The organism is Pseudoalteromonas sp. Hal040, from assembly GCF_037162425.1.
GTDB lineage: Bacteria > Pseudomonadota > Gammaproteobacteria > Enterobacterales > Alteromonadaceae > Pseudoalteromonas > Pseudoalteromonas gelatinilytica.
Window position 1 is genome coordinate 3,060,851 of sequence record NZ_JARLUU010000001.1, and the last position, 17,725, is coordinate 3,078,575.

Annotated in this window: 16 protein-coding genes and 1 other RNA gene; 8 read left to right on the forward strand and 9 right to left on the reverse strand. The window is 40.4% G+C overall.

Features of this window, described 5'->3' with window-relative positions:
- Window positions 1-4: 4 nt before the first annotated feature.
- From P4S60_RS14165 to P4S60_RS14175, 3 genes are all read left to right on the forward strand, one after another.
- The gene (locus P4S60_RS14165; RefSeq protein WP_337116376.1) at window positions 5-2,716 is read left to right on the forward strand and encodes a TonB-dependent receptor; all 2,712 of its coding nucleotides are present in this window, start codon (window positions 5-7) and stop codon (window positions 2,714-2,716) included.
- A 62-nt stretch (window positions 2,717-2,778) separates the two neighbouring features.
- Complete coding sequence (locus P4S60_RS14170) at window positions 2,779-3,627, forward strand: N-formylglutamate amidohydrolase (protein WP_337116377.1); 849 nt, start codon at window positions 2,779-2,781, stop codon at window positions 3,625-3,627.
- Between the two features lie 2 nt (window positions 3,628-3,629).
- Window positions 3,630-5,021 (forward strand): YfcC family protein, encoded by a 1,392-nt coding sequence (locus P4S60_RS14175; RefSeq protein WP_337116378.1) that lies wholly within the window; start codon window positions 3,630-3,632, stop codon window positions 5,019-5,021.
- 96 nt (window positions 5,022-5,117) lie between these two features.
- Here the strand turns inward: P4S60_RS14175 and P4S60_RS21550 are convergent, their stop codons facing one another.
- Window positions 5,118-5,246, reverse strand: a complete 129-nt coding sequence (locus P4S60_RS21550; RefSeq protein ID WP_442961768.1) for a YdcH family protein — start codon at window positions 5,244-5,246, stop codon at window positions 5,118-5,120.
- A 421-nt stretch (window positions 5,247-5,667) separates the two neighbouring features.
- Between P4S60_RS21550 and P4S60_RS14185 the strand changes: the two genes are divergently transcribed.
- On the forward strand, window positions 5,668-6,093 hold the full coding sequence (locus tag P4S60_RS14185; protein ID WP_337116379.1) for a sensor histidine kinase: 426 nt from the start codon (window positions 5,668-5,670) through the stop codon (window positions 6,091-6,093).
- A 248-nt stretch (window positions 6,094-6,341) separates the two neighbouring features.
- Here P4S60_RS14185 and P4S60_RS14190 read toward each other — a convergent pair whose 3' ends face one another.
- The 6 genes from P4S60_RS14190 to rsmI form a co-directional block, all read right to left on the reverse strand.
- Window positions 6,342-7,268, reverse strand: a complete 927-nt coding sequence (locus P4S60_RS14190) for a hypothetical protein (protein WP_337116380.1) — start codon at window positions 7,266-7,268, stop codon at window positions 6,342-6,344.
- Between the two features lie 10 nt (window positions 7,269-7,278).
- A complete protein-coding gene (locus P4S60_RS14195) occupies window positions 7,279-9,069 on the reverse strand; it encodes an ORC-CDC6 family AAA ATPase (RefSeq protein ID WP_337116381.1) in 1,791 nt (596 codons plus the stop codon).
- A gap of 12 nt (window positions 9,070-9,081) precedes the next feature.
- Complete coding sequence (locus tag P4S60_RS14200; protein WP_337116382.1) at window positions 9,082-10,158, reverse strand: HD domain-containing protein; 1,077 nt, start codon at window positions 10,156-10,158, stop codon at window positions 9,082-9,084.
- Between the two features lie 15 nt (window positions 10,159-10,173).
- Window positions 10,174-11,205 carry a DNA cytosine methyltransferase gene (locus tag P4S60_RS14205; protein WP_337116383.1) on the reverse strand — a complete coding sequence of 344 codons (1,032 nt, stop codon included), beginning with the start codon at window positions 11,203-11,205 and terminating at the stop codon, window positions 10,174-10,176.
- A gap of 549 nt (window positions 11,206-11,754) precedes the next feature.
- Window positions 11,755-12,120, reverse strand: an RNA gene (gene rnpB / locus P4S60_RS14210) — RNase P RNA component class A.
- Window positions 12,121-12,162: 42 nt separating this feature from the next.
- The gene (rsmI, locus tag P4S60_RS14215) at window positions 12,163-13,020 is read right to left on the reverse strand and encodes a 16S rRNA (cytidine(1402)-2'-O)-methyltransferase (RefSeq protein ID WP_337116384.1); all 858 of its coding nucleotides are present in this window, start codon (window positions 13,018-13,020) and stop codon (window positions 12,163-12,165) included.
- Between the two features lie 61 nt (window positions 13,021-13,081).
- On the opposite strand from rsmI, the gene P4S60_RS14220 reads away from it, so the two are divergent.
- The 4 genes from P4S60_RS14220 to dolP are packed head-to-tail and all read left to right on the forward strand — an operon-like array spanning window position 13,082 to window position 16,554.
- Complete coding sequence (locus P4S60_RS14220) at window positions 13,082-14,959, forward strand: penicillin-binding protein activator (RefSeq protein WP_337116385.1); 1,878 nt, start codon at window positions 13,082-13,084, stop codon at window positions 14,957-14,959.
- A gap of 37 nt (window positions 14,960-14,996) precedes the next feature.
- Window positions 14,997-15,368: a YraN family protein gene (locus tag P4S60_RS14225; protein WP_063702677.1), complete on the forward strand. Its 372-nt coding sequence runs from the start codon at window positions 14,997-14,999 to the stop codon at window positions 15,366-15,368.
- A 32-nt stretch (window positions 15,369-15,400) separates the two neighbouring features.
- The gene (locus P4S60_RS14230) at window positions 15,401-15,988 is read left to right on the forward strand and encodes an SIS domain-containing protein (RefSeq protein ID WP_063702679.1); all 588 of its coding nucleotides are present in this window, start codon (window positions 15,401-15,403) and stop codon (window positions 15,986-15,988) included.
- Window positions 15,988-16,554, forward strand: a complete 567-nt coding sequence (gene dolP, locus P4S60_RS14235; protein WP_063702681.1) for a division/outer membrane stress-associated lipid-binding lipoprotein — start codon at window positions 15,988-15,990, stop codon at window positions 16,552-16,554. Before P4S60_RS14230 ends, dolP begins: the two co-directional genes overlap by 1 nt.
- 65 nt (window positions 16,555-16,619) lie before the next feature.
- Here the strand turns inward: dolP and P4S60_RS14240 are convergent, their stop codons facing one another.
- Together P4S60_RS14240 and sspA are read right to left on the reverse strand one after the other, a co-directional pair.
- A complete protein-coding gene (locus tag P4S60_RS14240; RefSeq protein ID WP_119852541.1) occupies window positions 16,620-17,060 on the reverse strand; it encodes a ClpXP protease specificity-enhancing factor in 441 nt (146 codons plus the stop codon).
- A complete protein-coding gene (gene sspA / locus P4S60_RS14245; protein WP_063702686.1) occupies window positions 17,060-17,686 on the reverse strand; it encodes a stringent starvation protein SspA in 627 nt (208 codons plus the stop codon). The genes P4S60_RS14240 and sspA overlap by 1 nt, the downstream gene beginning before the upstream one ends.
- Between the last annotated feature and the right edge of the window lie 39 nt (window positions 17,687-17,725).

A 17,725-nucleotide genomic window follows, 5' to 3' on the forward strand; every position in this document is an offset into this window, starting at 1 on the left:
ACAAATGGAATATTCAAGATTTAAGCATTCAGTGATATCGCTTGCTGTTGCTACAGCTTGTATGAGCACATCACAACACGTACTCGCAGAAGAAACATCAGCAGAAAAAAACGTCGAAGTTATTGCCGTCACCGGCTCGCGCATTAAGCGCCAAGAAGCAACAGCAAGCCCAGTGCAAAATATCGACTTAGAAGCCCTGCAGGCAAATGGTTCGTTATCACTCGGAGAGGCATTACAGGAGCTTCCTTCAGTAGGTTCAAGCCTAAATGGCAATGGTTCGGCCGGAACAAGTCACGGCGCATCAAGCTTAAATTTAAGAAACTTAGGGGCTAATCGCTCATTAGTATTGGTGAATGGCCATCGCTGGGTAAATGGTGCCGGCACCCGTGGTTTCCGTGATTTTGTTGACATGAATACCATCCCTCAAAATATTGTTAAACGTGTAGAAGTATTACAAGACGGCGCAACTGCGATTTATGGCGCGGATGCGATTGCAGGGGTTGTGAACTTATATACCTATGACGATTACGAAGGCCTTGAAGTCAAAACCAGCTACGGTGAAACATCTGAAGGTGATAAAGAAACCTTTAGTCTTGATTTGTTATCAGGCACAAATATTGGCGAAGCCAACCTTATGTTTGCAGCCAGCTATGTGGATCAAAAGCCAATTTACACCCAAGACCGTAAATTAACTGCGGTGCCGCTAAACGGCTTAACGGCATCAACACCTGAAGGTTATTTTGTTGAAGATAACTTGGCCGATGTTGTTGATTTTACAATTCCATCGGCAGGGATCACCCGCGATCCAAATAGTGATGGCAGTAGTATAGATAGCTGGCGAGCAGTCAACAGCAATGACACCTTTAACCGCTATTACAATAACTATGTAACGGGTCCGAGTGAGCGCTCATCTTTATATACGCAGCTTGTCATGCCGATTGGCTCGGTAAATTTTAAAGCCGAAGCACTTTATAACAAACGAGAGTCTGATCAGCAGTTTTCACCTGCTCTTTCATCTATTCGTGGCAGTCGTGGCTTTGTCATTGTTGATGACGAAAGTGTTAACCCATTCGGGGTTGAGTTTTCGGGAAGCGACTTTAAACATAGCTCATATTTTATGAACAATGGCTATCGTGTGAACGACCAAAAAGTCGAAACGACACGCTTTGCAATGGGGCTTAAAGGCGAAGTGTTTGATGATTGGAGCTGGGATACATTTGTGTCTTGGGCAAAAAACAAAGGCGAGTTTACCTCTAATAATCAAATGGATTTAGACAAACTAGCGCTAGGTTTACGTGCCTGTGATACCAGTGGAATTGATGGCGATGTGTCTGATATTGCAGTCGGTTGTGTGCCAGTAAATATTTTTAACCCACTGACCGACGAGATGGTCGAGTACGTTAACTTTACCGGTCACGACAAAAACGAAGCCAGCCAAGTCGACTTTACGGCAAATATTACAGGCACCCTTTACGAACTACCAGCCGGTTACATTGGTGCAGCCTTTGGTATTGAATACCGAAAAGAAAAAGGTAAAGACACACCAGACAGCACAATTAACGCTGATCCTCGTATTAATACCTACAGAACCACCACCTCTTCGCCACGCGAAGGGACGATTGGTGAGTACGATTTAAAAGAAGCCTATGCTGAATTTAGTATCCCGTTGCTCGCTGATCTACCACTTGCAGACTACCTAGAACTGAGCTTAGCGACACGTTACTCAGACTACAGCACCTTTGGCTCAACAACTAACAGCAAAGTGGGCTTACTTTACACTCCCTTTGAGCAACTGACCCTGCGCGCAAACTGGGCTGAAGGCTTTAGAGCACCATCAATTTTAGAGCTGTTTGAAGGCGAACGTTTGACCTACAGCGCTGTCACAGATCCGTGCTCAACAGATGCCAGCCTACCTGGTTGTAGCGGTGTACCTAGTGGCTACACGCAACCGTTTACGAATGTTCAAGTAACCACGGGCGGCAATCGTCAGTTAGTGCCTGAAACCTCTAAAAATAAGACCGTTGGCTTGGTTTACGAATCTAATTTAATCGAAAACCTGAGCTTTAGCTTAGATTGGTACGAAATAAAAATAAACGACACCATCAGTGAATTTGGCGCACAAAACAACCTAGACTTATGTGCCTATCAAAACAAAAACTGCGACACCATAACCCGTGATAGCAGTGGTGAAATCCTTGATATTTTAGATGGCCCAGTCAACCTAAACGCAACTCGCGTTTCTGGGGTCGATTTTGTCACTTACTACAGCTTACAAACAGATCATGGTGATTGGTCGTTTAACGCCAATGTTTCTAAACTAAATGAATTAACCGAATACACGACCTTGTCTGATGGTTCTGTTGAACGTGAAGATTTAGCTGGCACAGCGGCTTCGAGGGAATCATATCCTGAGTGGCGCGGCACCTTCTCTAGTACTTGGAAACATGATGCCTGGTCAGCCAACTATAATCTCCGTTATATCGGTTCGACAACCGAGCAAGTATCTGGTGAACCACGCGATATTGGCTCTGTGACGTATCATAATATTTCGGGTGGATATCAGTTTGAAAATAACTTAGCGGTGAAATTAGGGATTAATAATTTAGCTGATAAGCAGCCACCCGCTTCATTGACTAATTTAAACATTAACTTTGATCAAAATACCTATAACCCAACGGGCCGTTATATGTATTTACAGCTGACTTACTCACTGTAATGAAAGTCGCGATGCCTGCCGAAGTGGCAGGCAACTTTATGAAGTAGTTAGGAGAATAACCTATGGAGCCGGCTTTCAGTTTATTAACCCCAAGCCAAACAGCAGCCTTACCGTTAGTGTTTGATTCACCACACAGCGGTATTTATTGTCCTGCGGATTTTAATACCCAAGTGCCTGTTGAATTTATAAAAACCGGTTGGGATGCATTTATTGATGATATTTGGCAACCCATTGTAGAGCAAGGTGGGTACTTATTACATGCACACTTCTCGCGGATGTATATTGATCCTAACCGTGCCCCGACAGATATTGATCCCGAACTATTAGATACCCCTTGGGAGCTTTGTAAACCAACAAAGTACAGCGAGCGTGGTATGGGACTTATTCGTCGCTATGCCTTACCTGGCAAACCTATGTATGAAAAAGCATTGACGAAACAAGAGATTGCTCACCGAATTAGTCACTATTACAGCCCCTATCATCAACAACTCAATAAATTGCTTGATGATTTATATAATCAACATCAGGGTGTGTGGCATGTTGATTGCCATTCGATGAAATCCGTTGGCAATGGGATGAACATAGATGCAGGTGTGGCTCGTCCTGATATTATTTTGGGCGATAAAGATGGCACTTCAGCCAGCGCTGAATTTGTTGATGTGATTGCAAAGGCATTTACCAGCAAAGGCTATAAAGTGGTAAAAAATACCCCTTATAAGGGCGGCTACCTAGTCAGTAACTATGCTGATGTAGCGCAAAATCGTCATTCGGTGCAGATTGAAATCAACCGAGCGTTATATATGAATGAACAAGCGTTTGAAAAGAGCGAAAACTATCAAACGTTTAAATCGGATGCGGCGTTTGTCGCAAAACAATTAGCGGCGTATGTGTCGGCTCAAATAGGACAATAATAATGAGCACGCAAAATCCCAGCACCAGTAAAAAGGGCATGAACCCGATAATTATATTGCTCAGTATTTTGTTTTTAGCCATGTTGCTAACATACGTTGTTGATTCAGGCTCTTACGATAGACAAGGCAATGTTGTTGTAGCTAATAGCTACAAAGTTATCGAGAAAGATAAATCCCTCAGCAATTTATTTAATTATGAAAATGCAGATCAAATAAAAGCCGAACCCGTCAGTATTATTGGCGCATTTATGGCAATTCCAACAGGCTTAGAGCAAGGCGCTGGCTTGATATTTATGGTGCTTATTATTGGCGGTATGTTTGGTATTTTGACCAAAGCAGGCACGGTAGATGCGGGCCTTGAGCGGCTATTAAGCCTAGTTCAAGGCAACATTTATGTGCTGGTGATAATTCTTATGATCGCCTTTTCAGCAGGAAGCACCTTTTTGGGCTTAGCGTCTGAGTACCTTTTGATTATTCCTTTAATGGTTGGTATGGCTAATCGCTTAGGGCTGCCGAATATCATTGGTTTTGCGATTGTCTGTGTTGCCGTGAAAGCCGGTTATTTATCATCAGTGACGAACCCTTTACCACTCACAATTGCGCAACCACTGCTTGGCTTACAAATATTTAGTGGTGCAAGTGTGCGATTTTTCTTTTACCTGGCTTTTTTAGCGGTTGGTATTAGCTTTGTACTCTTAATGATCAAGCGTCATGGTTTTAACAATGCCCAAGTGCATTTTCATGCCGAGAAATTATCAACACGCCATGTTTCTATGCTACTCACACTGGCTGGAGGCATTGCATTATTAGTTTATGCATCAACCCATTGGCATTGGAAACATCATGCCTTAAGTGCTTATTATATTGCCCTTAGCATGGTGCTTGCCGCCATGTCTGGATTAACGGCAAACCAAGCGGCTCAAGCATTTGTTGATGGCATGAAAAAAGTACTACTTGCAAGCATACTGATAGGCGTAGCCACTGCGGTTGCTGTTGTTTTAAAGCAAGGCATGATACTTGATTCCATTGTGTACTTTTTAATGTCATTTATTGGCGAAGGCAATGCCTATGTAGCTGCCACAGGTATGTTTGTATCGCAATTATTGTTAGACTTTTTGATCCCCTCAACGTCAGGCCAAGCAGCAGTCAGTATGCCAATTTTAGGCCCAGTGGGTAGTTTAGCGGGTGTCTCTGAGCAAACCACGATAGTGGCGTTTTTATTTGGTAATGGCATCACTAATATTCTCACCCCAACGTCAGGAACTTTACTTGCGTATCTTGCGACAGCGCGGGTGGGATGGGGAGAGTGGGCTAAATTTATTTTCCCATTGTGGTTGGTATATATCGTTTTAGCGGTGCTTTTATTGCAGGTTTCAGTGTTTATCGGCTTTTAAATAATATCAATACGGTTAACTATTATTGCGAGTTGATATAATGCCCCTTGTCAGCGAGAGTCATTAGAGCAAGGGGCATTAGCTTCGATTCAATAATTAAGCATTGGCTTTTAAAAAATCATAAAGTTCATCTTTTAGCACGGCGCGTTGGTGCTTCTTTTCATGCATATCCGCATCTTCAATCGGTGAATTTTGCAATTCAAGCTCACGAATTTCTTTATCCATATCATCATAACGCTACATGGTTTTCTTGAAATGAGCATCGTGTTTCGCGAGGCTATGGATTAATTCATTAAACTCAGGGAATTCATTCAATAACGAGTGTTTTTCGCCTAGCATGGGCAACTCCTTTAGCTAGAATTTAAGTTCAATTTCACTGTACCACTGCAACATATAGAGTCAACGCAGCAACCTTGTCCGAGATCAATAATCACAACGATTCAGAAAATATAGCGTTTAAACTAGAAATTTCCGTTTTTGATAACTTAAGCAATTGATAAGCAGCATACAAAACGGGGATGAATTTACCCTATGTCATCAATAAGAATTTCTCCTTGTTCAAGAGCCAGTTTAGTAATTTGAATTTGCGAAGTTAAGTTCAGTTTGCTCAGTTTCAAGCCATATGTATGACTCGGTATACAGATTAATGCACTGGCTGAGGCCTCGCTTATTAGATGAATTAGGTTTAGAAGCAGCATTAAAAAGCGAGTTATTCTCTGAGCACCTAAATGAAACTGGAATCGCTTATCAATGCAAAATAAGTGGACCGATAGATAGCTTAAATGATGATTTTAAAATCGCCATCTTTCGCATATGCCAAGAAGCATCAACCAATGCTGTTAAGCATTCTCTAGCCACTGAGTTTTCAATAGATATTACTTACCAAGAAAGTGAGCTTGAGATCATTATTTGTGACAACGGCATAGGGCTACCTGAACATAAAAACTCAATTTATAAAGGCGGGTTTGGTGTATTAGGGATCGTCGAGCGTGTCTCAGTGCTCAAAGGTAAAACTCTGTTTAAAAATGGTGAATGTGGTGGTTTAACAATAATGATAAATCTCACTATTTAGCATAATGGTTAGGCCACAATAGCGATCAGCTAAAAACTCTGCAATTACCCTCTCCTGTATATTTTTATGCAAAAAATAATCCGCTGTTTTGTATGCGCGGAGTGGATTTTCTCCGCCAAAAAAACAAAAAGCCCACAGTTTTCACAGTGGGCTTTCTTTAATTTGGTGAGTCAGCCTAAATACACCGATTAAATACGGATTGGTTACCAAAACTAATAAGTAAAACTACACTCTAAAACATTAAAGGCTTAAATTTCAAAAATATAAACTTCATCTCTAGCTTCTGAGTAATTAAAATTATAACTACCCATCTGAGAATAACATACCTGAATATCCTTTCTTTCAATTGCCGCCATACCAACTCCAATAGTTGAGATTTTATTATTCAAAGGAGCTATCACAAAGTTCCTGTCATCATATTTACTTAAATAATTAAGCAAAGTATTTTTCGTATCTATAGGGTCAATAAGTGAGTGCTCAAATGAGTCAATATTCTCATTCGAATAATATGAAATCAATTGCTGGGTTAACCCGACGTTTGTGTCATGTAACCCTTCTGAAATGGAACAAGATTTACTGCCGTAAGCAAGTGTAATGTATTGTGGCTCGATCTGTTCAATCATTGATTTCGCCCTTTCTTGCTCGAATCCCGACAATACAATCAAATGAATCGGTTTTTCATGTTCAAGTTCTCCCATATACCCAATTATAGACCTAACATCTAAGAGCCCATTACTTAGGTTTTTTGATGTATTAGCAGCTCGATAGAGTAAATGAACACTTTTACATAAGCCTTTAACAAGGTTTAGGTATTTAAAAATGATTAAAAGTGACTCTCTAGTAAATGTTGAAATATCAAATACTATAGACTTATTTATTAAACTTTTTTCTGGTAGCAAATTGAGGACGTTATCTACAATTGTGTATGGAGACCTCATGTCTATTGCAGCTTTTTTTATCTTTCCACTAAATTTTTGCTCATGCTTGTTTACGCAAGTTTCAACTTCAGATTTATTTTGTTCAAAGTAAAACTGGATAATATTGTTAATCTTTAGGTCACTTTGACAATCAATTAGGGTTAGTGATCTATTTTCAAAACTTGCACATGTAATCCAGTAATCAACTTCATTTGGCAATGACTTTTGTATGTCGTCTAAGCTTACTTTTAATGTCATTTTATTCACCTTAAAGGTCAAAACTAGTTTGTTGAGTATTCGATGTACTTGATTTCTTTCTCGTAACTACTTTAGCCAACCTATTCCTTACAAATGCTCGGTGATCATAAATGGCTAATTCTAAGTCTTCGGGAGTAATTGAAATATGTGCAGCATAGCCTGAAGGGTCTAACTTAAAGAAAGGAGCTAACCTTCGATTTAAACTATATAAGGTATTTCGACCTAAACCTTCTTTTCGAGCAATAGTTTTCCTATGCAAGTAACCCCACTCAACTCCCAAATCTAATATTTCTTGCACATTATCATTAGGAGAGTTAGTGACCATGAAAGAAATTAATCTTCTCTCACTATCATCAGAAACAAGTTTAGCTTGAAAGAGTTCGCCCAAACCATTGATTAAAGATTTGAGCCCTTGAACCTTATTATTCATGTATGTTGAGTGACTTGCATCATTTTTAATTGTTGCTTCATCATTTTTCAGGCGCTCAAACTCTTCTAAAACAAATTCTTCAGACCATTTGTATAAAACATCATCTTGTACATCAAAAGGGATGTGAGTTAAATTTTTACTTGAGTTTGTAGCTGCCATTTCACTGAACATTCTTGCTGCAGGCTCCAAGAAAAACCTGATCATTCCAGAAGAAATGTTAACCATACTTTTAAAGCCTGAGTAACTATAGCGATTAGTCTTTTTTGTACTACCTAAAGATTTCATATATTCAGAAACAGCATATCGAGTAATATCGTCGCTTTTTCTGCTCGATACTCTTTTAGTCCCTTTATCCCAATCATTTTTTATTTTCTGCTTAACGGCTTCAATAGCTAATTCTTGATCTTGGCTGATCGGGAAGAAGTCTGATGGCGAGCTTTTAATATTGTAAATTTCTAGTCGACGTTTAACTACTTGCTCGACTCGGTCATAGTAATGACTGGTATTTTTTGATGTGTATACGGAACTAATATCAACCTCAGAAAAATCATGAGAACTTTCGATTAATATATCTTGTGTAGTTCTCCATGTTTTATAACGCTGTTGAGTGGATATTTTTAAACACACTGTATTTGTGCTTCTATATGATACCCAACCATTTATTATTTTCTGCATACGAACAGGTAAGTTATCAGCATCGTCTAACATTAAAAATAGTGGGCCAGACGGAGTAACTGAAAGCCCTTTAACTAATTTTACAAGAGGGATAAATACATCTTCATACGAAAATAATGCATCTGAATAAGGAATTAATTCTTGAGTGAAAGCTAACTTAGCTAAATAATTTTTTGCTGCTCTTCTTTCAGCATCAAAGATGTTACATAAATCTGAAATCGTAGAGTATTCTTCGAGTTGATTAAGACTACAACCCGTATCATCAGCTAAACTATATACATTCTTTGTAAACGCTTTGATACATTCAGTTTCAATAGATTGCAAACCAACCAGTTTTTCCAAGGACTTAAGAATGTGCAAGATTGCATTAGCAATTAAGAAATGCTCAGCTAAAAGCCAGTATGGTGCACCTTGTAACCTTTCAAGCTCAGATAAATTATAGTACGAACTTTTCACTGGCATATGAATTGCGTAATGAGAAAGTTCATTAGCTTTTTCGACTTTATGAGCGGCTAGTTGTACCTGTGGCTCTAAATATCTGAGCATCATACTTTTACCAGTTCCCCTAGGGCCATGTATAAATGTATGTTCAGATGCTTGTATTCTAGGAAAATCAGAGAATACGTCAATAAAAAGGTCTGCTATGTCTTTCGGAGAAAGTGTTTCTGGCGTTTTCACAGAAAATGGGTTACTCATATTATATCCTTATTATTCTGAGTGTTTGTTTTTGACGCTCTCACCATTCCACTCAGGATGAGTATCTCTAAAAAGAAATGATTCAGGCGGGTACCCTTGTTGTTTCAGCTCAAATACTTGATTATCAATGACAGGCCAATGATCATCCTCATCATCAAAAATATTAACAGTAGCCCTAACTTTAGTAATATCAACAAGTTCGTACATGAAAGTTCTGCAATAAACTAGTTCACAAAACATTTTCTCCAATCTGGAGTTTATTTCATCAATTAAAAATACATTATCGTATGTAGTCCCATTGTCTTTTCCCATTAGTTTAAGAATATTTGATTTACTTATCTCAAACTTTAAATGAACAGACTTACTAGGGATATCTACTTCAACACTTGAAATACTCTCAGCATAATTATGAAAAACTTCACTTTTTTTCGGAAGTCCATCCACCCGTAACAAATATCGAGCGGCTCTAGATCTATCTTCACAAATTTCATCCGCAAACCTGACTAAAGCGGCAATCAATTTTGGCCTAAATTCTATACCACCTATAGAAGATCTTTCTTCTTTTAACTGAATACCAATTGTATCTTTTGATAGTTCACCATCATCGATTTTAACCTTACCCCCATGAACCATTGCAATATCAGCAATTTTTTTCCCTTCAAAATTATCAGGACATACTGCAGGGCCCATATCTTTAAATATCTTTAATGGCAGTTTTTCGTGCCCCTTCCTACCCTCAATATTACCAGCATCATGTAATAGAATTGAAACTAGCATTATGTATACCTCATAAGGTGCTAGACCTAAGCTTTGAGTCTCCGGTGCAGAAGCATGTTCATTAAAACTCATAAGCTTACTGGCATAACGAATAACGGCATTAAAGTGATCTTCGCTATGATCTGTATAGACACCTTGATCTTCAGCCGATGTACCCGCACCAATCCATTTGTATAAGTCACTTACCATATAGGCTTTTATAGCTGAGTAACGAGTAAAATAATCACTTTTGCTACTTGGAAATTGATGGTTATTGTTGATACATTGGTATTGAAGCCACTTTTCCAATGGCAATAGTTTAGAAAGATCCATTATTAATATTACTCTTTAGTATTCTAATATTTTCTGAAATATAGCTTTGGCTAATAAAGGTGGTACAGCATTACCAACCTGTTGTTGTTGAAAACCGATGCTTCCAGTGAATATATATGAGTCAGGGAAAGACTGAATTCTTGCGGCCTCCCGAACTGATAAACCTCTATCGTGCTCTGGATGAATTAACATATTTTTCCTATAATTACCGATAACAACTGATGGCTTTTCTTTTTCTAGTCTACGATAAATTCCTGTATGACACCGACTTTTATCTTTGTAATTTGTCATTAATTCATCTGGTATATTTTCCCAATTTCCACCTTGAGGAATATGCTTGTATCGTTCTATTATCAAGTCATTATTTCTAGTTACCAAGTTATTGTGGCAGCCTATTTTATTTTCCGCTCTTAATTTTTTCGCATACTTTGAGGGCGCGATTTTACTGTAATTTTCAAAGCATAATGAGGCGCCATTTTTCAATACTGGTAAATCTCTTATCGCATCCTGAACAGTAACAGTACCTTCAACCTTATCAGGAAAAATAAACTTTGCACCAGATTTTGAACCAACAATAAAAAATCGAGAGCGCTTTTGGGGAATACCGAAATCAACAGCATTTAAAATTGCTTGAGAGGTTGTATAACCAAGTGACTCTAGTTTTTCCAAAATTTTAATTACAAAAAGACCCTTTTCCGTTTCGAGAATTCCTTTTACATTCTCAAAAACAATCCACTCAGGTTCATACATTTTTATGACTCTTAAGAATTCTTCAAAAAGCCAATTGTTTTCATTAGATTTTGTACGAGTCTTTTGATTGGAAGTGGAAAACCCCTGACATGGTGGCCCACCAAATAAAACTATCGGCTCGCAACTGTCTAAGTGTATTTTTTCAAATTTACGAATATCATCTTGGAATAAACCATACTTAGGAGTATGGTTTTTTAGGTAAGTGCTAGCTGCATGCTTGTCAGCTTCTACAACAATTTGTACATCAATGCCTGCAAGTGTAGCCCCTAAAGACATCCCCCCAGCTCCTGCAAACAAATCTATTCCTATCATCTAGATAACTACAATCAACCTAAAAATAACATTCTATACTTTTAATATCTCTAATTAAAGAAAGTTGATGTATTCTTCTTTTATTAGTGTTCTAAATCGTAACCGCAGTCAGGCCACCCACCCATCCACCTTCTTCTTACTAGACCTACAGCTTCACCCTAATTCCATATGATACGTAAAAAATTATGAACAATTTTCAATAGTGAATAAGTTAAATACTGTTGATTAGATCATCAAGGTTCACTTTAAGCCCTTTATTGAAAATAGAAGCCAGATACCATTGAAGTCATAAACTTACTTTTATTATATCCTTTGACTCTCCAATCCCACGAGGGTTATTTCTTTGAATTCTGTTTTTCATCTGCAAGCCTGCCATGAATTTTGGTCAGAAAGCAAAAAGCCTCGGTAAATACCGAGGCTCTTGAGTAATTTGGGGAGTCTGCCAATAAGCCGCTGTTTTGTATGCGCGGAGTGGATTTTCTCCGCCCTACAAAGCAAAAAGCCCGTAGCATTCACTACGGGCTTTAATATGATTTGGTGAGTCAGCCAATAAGCCGGGTTCTGTCGTGGATAATCATTCGTCTAGGCCATAAATTGCTCTATGGCTCAAGCAACCTACCCGGTTCTCACGTGGGCCACGCGTTCATTATTTAAAATGATAGAACCCTATTTGGTCTTGCTCCGGGTGGAGTTTACCTTGCAACCAACTGTTACCAGTGGCCCGGTGCGCTCTTACCGCACCCTTTCACCCTTACCAACCTAAGTTGGCGGTCTCCTCTCTGCTGCACTTGTCGTAGGCTCGCGCCCCCCAGCCGTTAGCTGGCACCCTGCCCTGTGGAGCCCGGACTTTCCTCCCCCTGCGCATTTTCGTTGCAGGCAGCGATTATCTCGGCTGACTCGGCGCGCAGTATACCTGAGCGCGCACGTCTATGCAGTAAAGAATTAGCCTTTTTCGTCAATAATTGCTTTATAAAGTGCGTTTTTCTTCAAACCAAAATACTCAGCCACAACACCACAGGCTTTTTTCAGTGGCATTTCGGCTTCAAGTAAACCGAGCATACGGCGCGCATCTTCTGGAATATCGTCACTTTGCTTCGCTTTACCCGGTAGCATCAATACGATTTCACCGCGTTGCTTAGTTGGATCATCCGTTAAAAACTGTTTTAACTCGGCAACCGTGCCATTGAAAAAAGTTTCGAAAGTTTTAGTCAGTTCTTTGGCAAAAACCACTGGCTGTTCTGCACCGAGTGCTTCTTCTAAATCATCAAGGCTCGCCATGATACGGTGGGTACTTTCATACATGATGCTAGTAATACCTGAGTTTACCGCTTCGATAAAAAAGCTCTGTCTTGCTTTACTCTTTGCTGGTGTAAAACCAATAAACTGAAAACGATCAGTCGGCAAACCAGAACAGCACACAGCGGTAATCGCAGCACATGCTCCCGGCACCGGAGTAACATGCGCGCCTTGTTCACGGCATAAATTAACCACCGCATAACCTGGGTCGCTAATCAGTGGCGTGCCGGCGTCAGATACCAGCGCAATATTCATTCCTTGCTCTAACCAATCAACAATTTGTTGCGCTTTTTGTTTCTCGTTATGGTCATGTAAAGCAAAGGTTTTTGCTTTGATATTAAAATGGCTTAACAACTTTCCTGTGTGACGAGTATCTTCAGCGGCTATTAAGTCAACCTCAGATAGGGTTTGGATGGCACGCTGGCTGATGTCATCAAAGTTACCAATAGGCATGGCAACAATGTAAAGAGTGCCGATTTTATCTGAATTGTCCTCATTTAACATTGAGGTCTCCTGCGTCAGTCAGTAATATAAGCAAATCGCGTTAACGTATCGGGAAATCATTGTGCGACTTAAACTTGTTAGTCTATTAATTGTATTGTCAGGGTTATCGGCTTGTAGCACAACCGAAAAACCTCGAAATAGTGCAGAAAATCAATCGAGCCAATCGAGTATTGCGCTATCACAGCTAACCGACGCACAATCTATGTACCAAGCGGCGCTAAATCGACAAGGCGCCGATAAAATCCAGCTTTTATACACTGCACGTGATGCAGCAATTAGTGAAGAACGTTGGCCGCTACTCGAAAAAATTTGCCTTGAGCTCGAAGCGACTCCAAGTGTCGACCAAATTCAAAACAAACTTTACATTGCCCTTGCACAAGAGCATCAAGGCAAAAGCGACTTAGCTTTAGCTCAGTTACAACAACTAGAGCCACAATTGAGCCAACCTGAGCATCAAGCTTGGCACCAATACTTGACCGCGCGCGTTTATGCCTCGCAAGGTATGCCAAAACAAGCGATGCCTTTTTTCTTTAAAGCATCAACACTTAGCAGCGAAAATAACTTTACCGTTGCGAATTTAAACAAAGATTTATGGCAAAGTCTAACTCAACTTTCTTCGTATGCACTTGAGCGCTTTAATCGTGGCTCTGTAGTGCAGCAAGGTTGGGTTAACTTAGCGCTTTATCACCAAGTGTATTTAGGTGCGCCTGTTGAGCTTCATCAAGCAATGAATAATTGGCTGCGTCGCTACCCGGGCCACCCAGCTGCTGAAGTACTACCAAAAAAAGTAACGGAGCTAGTTCAGATTGAGCCATTAAATGTAAATCGTTTAGCTGTGCTTATTCCTCAATCTGGCGCTAATGAGCGTTTAGGTGATGCCTTAAAAGCCGGTGTGCTTGCGGCCCTAGATGGGCAGTCATTAGAGCAAACATTATTTATTGATGAGTCGCTATCAGCCGCTGAAATTTCACTTAAGCTCAGTGAGTTTAATGCTGATTTTGTTATTGGCCCACTACTAAAAAGCAATATCGAAAAGCTGACTAGCGCACAAACACTGGTTGATTACCCGGTAATGCATTTAAACACCTTTGATGGTGAGCGCATTTCACAGCAGCACTTTTTCTTTGCTTTAAGTCCTGAGCATGAAGTTCAGCAAGCGTTAGAGCGGTTTTTAACAGCGGGCTATCAAAAGCCGATGCTATTGGCCCCAAATAACAGTAATGGGCAACGTTTAGTTGAATACTTCAATACGCAATGGCAGCGTTACAGCGAAGTAAAACCGCAAATTGGCTTTTACGCTGGCAAAGAAGATATGCCAAAAACCATTACGGGCTTATTAGAAGTTGACCAAAGTAAAGAGCGCATCAATGTAGTTAAGTCTTTATTTAAACAAGAAGTTGAAAGCGAAACTCGCTCTCGCGACGACATTGATGTGATTTATATTTTAGGTGATGCCACCGAAACGCGTTTAATCAAACCTTATTTAGACGTTAACGTGAGTACTTTTGCTGAGCGTATTCCACTTTATGCCAGCTCAAAAAGCCACAGTAAACAAATCGATAGAACCGATAAAGGCGATTTAGATGGCCTTTATTTTACGGAACTACCTTGGATGCTAGATGGTCAAATCTCACAACATAATTTACGCCAGCAGTACGAAAGTTTATGGCCTGAGAATGCCGATATAAGCCAACGTTTATTCGCTATGGCATTCGATGCAGCCAGCATGCTCGGTGATGTAAAACAACTGAGCATGGTACAAGGAAAACGCTTTAGCGGTATTAGTGGGCAGTTAAGCATTGCCAGCAATGGTTACGTTACTCGTTCTTTAGATTGGGCGCAGTATAAAGACAAGCAAATCATTGCGGTTGATTTGGCAACGGAGCAGCCAATCCCATTATTTATGCAATCTGCTGTTGGCATCAACGCCGCCGAGTAAACCGTTTAGAATGTGCTATTAGCTCAAGGATGAAGCTATGTCGTGGTTTAAGCAATTGTGGCAAAATAGCCGCGAAAAAGGCCTGTATTACGAACATCAGGCAGAACAGTATTTAATACAACATGGCTTAAAAGCCATTGAGCGCAATTACTTATGCAAGTACGGCGAGCTCGACCTAATAATGCGTGACGGGCAAACACTGGTTTTTGTAGAAGTAAAATTTAGAAAAAATGCCCTGCGTGGTGGTGCAAACTATGCGCTCAGCAAACAAAAGCAGCAACGATTAAGGCGTACTATTAGCCATTATCTTGCCGAGAAAAAGATCTCAAACCAGGCAATGCGGATAGATTATGTTGCTATTACAGGAGAGCTTAACAGCACCCTAAACTGGTTTAAAAATGTTTACTAACGCCGTTTGGCGTCGGCTTAATTTGGTAGGTTATGCAAGAAACGATTAAAAAAATCTTTACCGAAAATATTCAGGTTCAAATAGCTGCGGGTGAAGTGCTGCCAAGCGCACTTGAGTCAGCAGCGTTCACCATTGCACAAAGCCTTATTAACGGTAATAAACTGCTCTGTTGTGGCACCCCAAGCTGTCATATGTTGGCACAGCACATGGCAGGGCTATTAATTAACTTCTATGAAACCGAGCGCCCTTGCCTACCCGCTGTTGCGCTCGCACAAGAGCAAGTTAACTTAGGTGCAATTGCAAACAATGATGAGCACGAAACTTTTGCAAGACAAATTCGTGCATTTGCACAGCAAGGCGATCTTTTACTAGCGATTGCCGTGAATGGTAATGAAAAGCAAATTATCTCAGCGGTCGAAGCGGCGCTAACCCGTGATATGAAAGTGATTGTGCTTGTTGGCGATGATGGTGGTGAATTAGTTGGCTTACTTGGTCCAAATGACGTTGAAATTCGTGTGCCATCAAAACGCCCAAGCCGCATTGTTGAGTCGCATTTAGTGAATTTACACTGCCTAAGTGAGCTTATCGATTTAACCTTATTCCCACAGGAAGAAAATTAATGTTTAAACAGTCTTTACTAGTATTTGGTACCGTTTTATTGCTGCAGGGCTGTGCAGCTGCTGTTGTCGCCGGTACAGCGGGTGCTGTAACTGCCGCGAATGATCGCCGCACAATTGGCTCGCAAATTGACGATAACAACATCGAAATTAAAAGCTCTATCGCTATTAGTGAAAACGAGCGCCTTCACAAGTACGCCAACGTTAACGTTATCAGCGTTAATGGTATCGTGCTAATGATCGGCCAAGTAGCTAACCAAGAAATGAAAGATGAAGCACAACGTGCTATTGAAGGCGTTGATGGTATTCGTAAAATTCACAACCAAATTCGCATTGGTTCGAATATTGGCATGAGCACGCAAACACACGACTCTTGGTTAACCTCTAAGGTGAAAACGCAATTACTCACCACAGAGAGCATCAGCAGCAATAACATCAAAGTAGTAACAGAGAATGGCGAAGTCTTTTTAATGGGCTTAGTGAGCGATTCTGAAGCGAATTTAGCGGTTGATGTAGCACGTAACGTATCAGGCGTTGAACGTGTTATTAAAGTGTTTGAATATCTGTAACGCCAGCCCATTAATTAATAATAAAAAACCCGCTTTATAGCGGGTTTTCTTTTATCTGAATAAGGTTACTTAATCACTCGTAAGTGAGCACCTTTTTTCTTCTCTGGCTTAGTTGGTGGTTCATCATCTGGCGTAATATCGTCAGGTGTTTCAACACTTTCTAATACCGGAGCAAAATCGTCTTCGTCCTCGATGAATTCTTCTGCAGTAAATACCGTCCCTTCACCATTCTCACGTGCATAAATTGCGAGCACAGCACCCATAGGTACGTACACTTGCATTGGTTGACCACCAAAGCGCGCATTAAAGCTAAGCTGTTGGTTGTCCATTGCAAATTGTGTTACCGCTGATGGGCTGATGTTCAAAACGATCTGACCGTCTTGCACAAACTGTGTTGGTACTTGTACAGCAGGAAAATCAGCGTTCACCACTAAGTGAGGTGTGCACTGATTATCAACAATCCAATCAAAGAAGGCCCGTAGTAAATAAGGACGATTAGGCGTCATTATAAACGGATCTCACGCTCAGCTTCTGTTAGTGAAGCTTGGAATGATTCACGCTCAAATAAACGCAACATGTATTCTTTAAGCTCTTTTGCGCCTGCGCCAGTAAGCTCAATGCCAAGCTCAGGTAAACGCCAAAGTAGCGGTGCTAAGTAACAATCAACTAAGCTGAACTCTTCGCTCATGAAGTAAGGAGCTTCAGAGAAAATTGGTGCGATTGCAAGTAACGCTTCTGTCAGCTCTTTACGTGCTTGCGCAGCTTCGCTGCTACCGCTAGTGATTTTGTTAGCTAGGCTATACCAATCCGTATCGATACGATGCATCATCAGACGACTACGGCCACGCATAACCGGATAAACTGGCATTAGTGGAGGATGAGGGAAACGTTCATCAAGGTATTCCATGATGATGTTTGCCTGATATAAACCAAGCTCACGATCGATCAGTGTTGGTACTGTACCGTAAGGGTTAATCTCATGAAGTGCTTCTGGCAGGTTATCCTTTTCAGCCAGGTGAATGTCAACACTTACACCTTTTTCAGCAAGTACGATACGTACTTGGTGGCTATACATACAGTTAGCACCAGAAAACAGGGTCATTACAGGGCGCTTATTGGCAGCTACGGCCATGCCTACCTCCATTATATTACAAAAACAGCAATAGGGGCT

Coding starts and splice junctions, on each gene's coding strand:
- P4S60_RS14185 (WP_337116379.1), top strand. CDS start 5,668: ATGCACTGGCTGAGGCCTCGCTTATTAGATGAATTAGGTTTAGAAGCA.
- P4S60_RS14240 (WP_119852541.1), bottom strand. CDS start 17,060: ATGACGCCTAATCGTCCTTATTTACTACGGGCCTTCTTTGATTGGATT.
- P4S60_RS21550 (WP_442961768.1), bottom strand. CDS start 5,246: ATGGATAAAGAAATTCGTGAGCTTGAATTGCAAAATTCACCGATTGAA.
- P4S60_RS14225 (WP_063702677.1), top strand. CDS start 14,997: ATGTCGTGGTTTAAGCAATTGTGGCAAAATAGCCGCGAAAAAGGCCTG.
- sspA (WP_063702686.1), bottom strand. CDS start 17,686: ATGGCCGTAGCTGCCAATAAGCGCCCTGTAATGACCCTGTTTTCTGGT.
- P4S60_RS14170 (WP_337116377.1), top strand. CDS start 2,779: ATGGAGCCGGCTTTCAGTTTATTAACCCCAAGCCAAACAGCAGCCTTA.
- P4S60_RS14195 (WP_337116381.1), bottom strand. CDS start 9,069: ATGAGTAACCCATTTTCTGTGAAAACGCCAGAAACACTTTCTCCGAAA.
- P4S60_RS14190 (WP_337116380.1), bottom strand. CDS start 7,268: ATGACATTAAAAGTAAGCTTAGACGACATACAAAAGTCATTGCCAAAT.
- P4S60_RS14175 (WP_337116378.1), top strand. CDS start 3,630: ATGAGCACGCAAAATCCCAGCACCAGTAAAAAGGGCATGAACCCGATA.
- P4S60_RS14165 (WP_337116376.1), top strand. CDS start 5: ATGGAATATTCAAGATTTAAGCATTCAGTGATATCGCTTGCTGTTGCT.
- P4S60_RS14230 (WP_063702679.1), top strand. CDS start 15,401: ATGCAAGAAACGATTAAAAAAATCTTTACCGAAAATATTCAGGTTCAA.
- P4S60_RS14200 (WP_337116382.1), bottom strand. CDS start 10,158: ATGGATCTTTCTAAACTATTGCCATTGGAAAAGTGGCTTCAATACCAA.
- rsmI (WP_337116384.1), bottom strand. CDS start 13,020: ATGTTAAATGAGGACAATTCAGATAAAATCGGCACTCTTTACATTGTT.
- dolP (WP_063702681.1), top strand. CDS start 15,988: ATGTTTAAACAGTCTTTACTAGTATTTGGTACCGTTTTATTGCTGCAG.